Annotated in this window: 4 protein-coding genes and 1 pseudogene; 3 read left to right on the plus strand and 2 right to left on the minus strand. The window is 69.7% G+C overall.

Annotation, left to right across the window (positions count from 1 at the left end; all coding sequences use genetic code 11):
- Positions 1–1,029 (minus strand): ABC transporter ATP-binding protein (locus ABDW35_RS32945; RefSeq protein WP_343718077.1); only part of this gene is annotated, 1,029 nt, incomplete at its 3' end.
- A gap of 172 nt (positions 1,030–1,201) precedes the next feature.
- The gene (locus ABDW35_RS32950; RefSeq protein WP_343718078.1) at positions 1,202–2,347 is read right to left on the minus strand and encodes a PLP-dependent transferase; all 1,146 of its coding nucleotides are present in this window, start codon (positions 2,345–2,347) and stop codon (positions 1,202–1,204) included.
- Between the two features lie 89 nt (positions 2,348–2,436).
- Between ABDW35_RS32950 and ABDW35_RS32955 the strand changes: the two are divergent.
- From ABDW35_RS32955 to ABDW35_RS32965, 3 genes and pseudogenes are all read left to right on the plus strand, one after another.
- A pseudogene (locus ABDW35_RS32955) lies at positions 2,437–2,632 on the plus strand (DUF3553 domain-containing protein).
- Between the two features lie 211 nt (positions 2,633–2,843).
- Positions 2,844–3,908: a sulfate ABC transporter ATP-binding protein gene (locus ABDW35_RS32960; protein ID WP_343718079.1), complete on the plus strand. Its 1,065-nt coding sequence runs from the start codon at positions 2,844–2,846 to the stop codon at positions 3,906–3,908.
- Positions 3,909–3,930: 22 nt separating this feature from the next.
- On the plus strand, positions 3,931–4,259 hold a 329-nt coding region (locus tag ABDW35_RS32965; RefSeq protein WP_343718080.1), incomplete at its 3' end, for a substrate-binding domain-containing protein.

The raw sequence follows: 4,259 nt of genomic DNA on the forward strand, positions 1-4,259 counted from the left end.
GGCCGGCCGGCCATCGGCGTTCGGCAGCTTGAGCACGAAATCGTCGCGGCCCAGCAGCGACAGCCGGGCGCGGGTGTGGTCGCCGTGGAAGATCAGCTCCTCGATCCGCGCCGGGAAGCGGTTCGGGCCGGCTTCGGCGCCAGGGGCCAGGCGCACCCGCTCCGGCCGGATCGACAGGGTGGCGCGGGCCCCCTGCCCCGCCGCCCCGACCGGCGTCGCCAGCACCGAGAAGCCGCCGTCGACCGCGACCGTGCACTGCCCGCCCGCCAGGGTCTCGACCGTCCCGGCCAGCTTGTTGTTCTCGCCGATGAACTGGGCGACGAAAGCGGTCTCCGGCCGGTCGTACAGGTCGTCCGGCGCCGCCAGCTGGTCGATCGCCCCCTCATGGAACACGGCGATGCGGTCGGACATGGTCAGCGCCTCGCTTTGGTCGTGCGTGACATAGACCACGGTGACGCCGAGCGACCGGTGCAGATGCTTGATCTCGAGCTGCATGTGCTCGCGCAGCTGCTTGTCGAGCGCACCCAGGGGCTCGTCCATCAGCACCAGCCGCGGCTCGAACACCAGGGCCCGGGCCAGGGCGACGCGCTGCTGCTGCCCGCCGGAGAGCTGAGCCGGGCGGCGGCCGCCGAAGCCGCCCAGCTTGACCATGTCGAGCGCGCGCTCGACCCGCTTCTCCGCATCCGCGCCGCCGATGCCGCGGACCTTGAGCGGGAAGGCCACGTTCTCGCGCACCGTCATGTGCGGGAACAGGGCGTAGTTCTGGAACACCATGCCGATGTCGCGGCGCCAGGGCGGCAGGGCGTCGATCGCCTTGCCCTCCAGCAGGATGCGGCCGCGGGTCGGCGTCTCGAACCCGGCCAGCATCATCAGCGTCGTGGTCTTGCCCGAGCCGGAGGGGCCGAGCAGGGTCAGGAACTCGCCCTGCCGGATGGCGAGGTCCAGACCCCGCACCACCAGCGTCTCGCCGTCATAGGTCTTGGCCACGTCGACGAAGTCGACGAAGGCCCCCGTTTCCCTGTCCGCCATGCCGTCCCTGTCTTCGTTGTTCTGCTCTTCGGTCCCTACGACCCACTATTGTCATTGCCGGGCTCGACCCGGCAATCCAGAGGCCACGGAGAGCGGTTCTTGAAAGCCCCTGGATCCTCGGGTCAAGCCTGAGGATGACAATAAAGGAGAAGTCCAGCCTGTATCCTTCATCCTACTCCGCCAGGGCCTGCTCCAGATCGGCAATCAAGTCCTCCGCCGCCTCGATGCCGATCGACAGGCGCAGCAGGTCGTCGGGCACCGTGCCGTCCTCCTTCTCGATCGTCGCCCTGTGCTCGATCAGGCTCTCGACCCCGCCGAGCGAGGTGGCGCGGATGAAGATGCGGACGCGGGAGATCGCGCGCAGCGCCGCCTCACGCCCGCCGGCCAGGCGCAGCGACAGCATGCCGCCGAAGCCGCCCTCCATCTGCTGCGCCGCGACGGCATGACCGGGGAAGCCCGGCAGGCCGGGATAGCAGACCTGCGCCACCGCCGGATGGCCGTCGAAGCGCTCGGCGATCAGCTGGGCGCTGGCGCTGGCGGCGCGCACCCGCACGAACAGCGTGCGCATGCCGCGCAGCAGCAGCCAGGCCTCGAACGGCCCCAGCACCGGGCCGGCCAGGAAGCGGATGCGGCCGATGCGCTGCCACAGCGGGACGTCCGCCGCCGTCACCACCGCGCCGGCCACCACGTCGGAATGGCCGTTCAGGTATTTGGTGGCGGAGTGGACGACGAGGTCCGCGCCATGGGCGATCGGCCGGCACAGCGCCGGCGAGGCCGAGGTGTTGTCGACCGCGAGCCACGCCCCGGCCGCATGGGCGATGGCGGCGGCGGCGGCGATGTCGGTGACCGACCAGATCGGGTTGGCCGGCGTCTCGACATAGACCAGCTTCGTCACTCCCGGCCGGATCGCGGCGCGCAGGGCGTCGAGGTCGGTGGTGTCGACCAGGTCGCAGGCCAGGCCCCAGGGGATCAGCAGCTCGCGCAGCAGCTTGCCGGTGCCGAAATACATGTCGCGCGAGCAAACCACGTGGTCGCCCGGCGCCAGCGCCTGGAACAGCGCCGCGATCGCCGCCATGCCGGAGGCGAACAGCATCGCCGCCGAGCCACCCTCCAGCCGCGCCAGCAGCGCCTCGGCCTGCAGATAGGTCGGGTTGTCGTCGCGGCTGTAGCCGCGGCCGCCGACCTGGGCATAGGCGGCGTCGCGGGCATAGGTCGAGGATGGGTGGATCGGGGGCACGATCGCGCCGGTATCGCCGCAGAGATAGCCGTCGAGGCGGGCGGCGAGGGTCTCGGGGCGGCAGGGCGGGCGATCGACCATGGGAACTCCGATTGCCCTTCGGGTGTAACCCCGCTGACGCGACCCTGCAATCCATGGCAACATGGCCGGGAAGCCGTGGGAGCTTGTTGATGGCGTTCGAGAACGGGTTCGGAATCGATCTGGGGCTGGCGCCCGGCATGTGGGTGCGGCATCCGGACCAGCCCGACTGGGGACCCGGCCAGGTGCAGTCGGTGATCGGCAGTCACGGTAAATTTCGAGAACCGCGGCAAGGTGCTGATCGACGGCTCGGTGATCCGGCTGGAGCCGGCGGAGGACGTGTCCTAAGGAGCGTCCCCTCCCCTGTCATGCCCGGGCTTGACCCGGGCATCCAGAGAGCGTCGAAACCCACTGGATTGCCGGGTCAAGCCCGGCAATGACACTTAGTTTTAGTTCAATTCCGCCAACCATCCCCGCAATGCCAGATTTTCCGCTGGCGCACTATCTACGCTCCGCTATGATGGAAGCCCTTTATTTACAGTAAATACAGGCAAAATCGATGCGCGTCGAGCTTCGCGGGATCGAGAAGCGGTTTCAGGAGTTCACCGCGCTGTCGGGCATCAGCCTCGACATCGATGCGGGGCATCTCTGCGCCCTGCTCGGCCCCTCCGGCTCGGGCAAGACGACCTTGCTGCGCATCATCGCCGGGCTCGAGCATGCCGATGCCGGCAGCTTGCGGATCGGCGGCACCGACATGTCGGCGGTCGATGTCCGCGACCGCCAGGTCGGCTTCGTGTTCCAGCACTACGCCCTGTTCCGGCATATGAGCGTGCTGGACAATATCGGCTTCGGCCTGAAGGTCCGGCCGCGCCAGACCCGGCCGGAGGCGGAGGCGATCCGCGCCCGCGCCAAGGAGCTGCTGGCCCTGGTGCAGCTGGAGAAGTTCGGCGACCGCTACCCGGACCAGCTGTCCGGCGGCCAGCGCCAGCGCGTGGCCCTGGCCCGCGCCCTGGCGATCGAGCCGCGCATCCTGCTGCTGGACGAGCCCTTCGGCGCGCTCGACGCCCGGGTGCGCAAGGACCTGCGCCGCTGGCTGCGCGAGCTGCACCAGACGCTGAAGCTGACCACAGTCTTCGTCACCCACGACCAGGAGGAGGCGCTGGAGCTGGCCGACCAGGTGGTGGTGATGGACCACGGCAAGGTCGAGCAGATCGGCAGCCCGGCCGAGGTGTATGAGCGGCCGGCGACGCCCTTCGTTTACGAATTCCTGGGCCAGGCCGTGCGCCTGCCCTGCCGCATCGGGCCCGACCGGGTCGATGTCGAGGGCGCGGTGCTGCCGCGGCCGGCGGGCTATGCCGGGCCGGACGGCGCCGGCGAGATCTTCGTCCGGCCGCATGATCTGGTGCCGCAGGATGCGCGCAGCGACGCCTTCCCGATCGCGATCCGCAGCGTCAACGTCGTCGGTCCGCTGGTGCGGGTCGAGGCGGTGACCCAGCACGGCGCCATCCCCCTCGACCTGGAATGGCATCGGCGCCAGCTGGCCACGCGCCTGCCCGCCGCGGGCGAGACCCTGCAGGTCGGCGCCAGCCATTTCGGCCTCTTCCCCGCGCGCCAGGCCGCCTGAGCATTCCTCCAAGGAGATTTCGATGAAGCGTTCCTTCCTGGCGCTGGCCGTCGCGGCCGGCCTGCTGACCGGCGGCGCGGCCGAGGCCCAGACCACCATCCTCAACGCCTCCTTCGATGTCGGGCGCGAGCTCTATGCTGACATCAACCCGGCCTTCCAGAGCTACTGGAAGGGCAAGTCGGGCCAGGATGTGACGGTCGAGCAGTCGCATGCCGGCACCTCGAAGCAGGCGCGGTCGATCCTGGAAGGGCTGCAGGCCGACGTCGTCACCTTCAACCAGGCAACCGACATCACGGCGCTGGAGAAGGGCGGAGCGGTCAAGCCGGGCTGGCAGACCGCCTTCCCGAACGG

The sequence above is a fragment of the Inquilinus sp. genome (assembly GCF_039594555.1).
Taxonomy (GTDB): Bacteria; Pseudomonadota; Alphaproteobacteria; order DSM-16000; family Inquilinaceae; genus Inquilinus.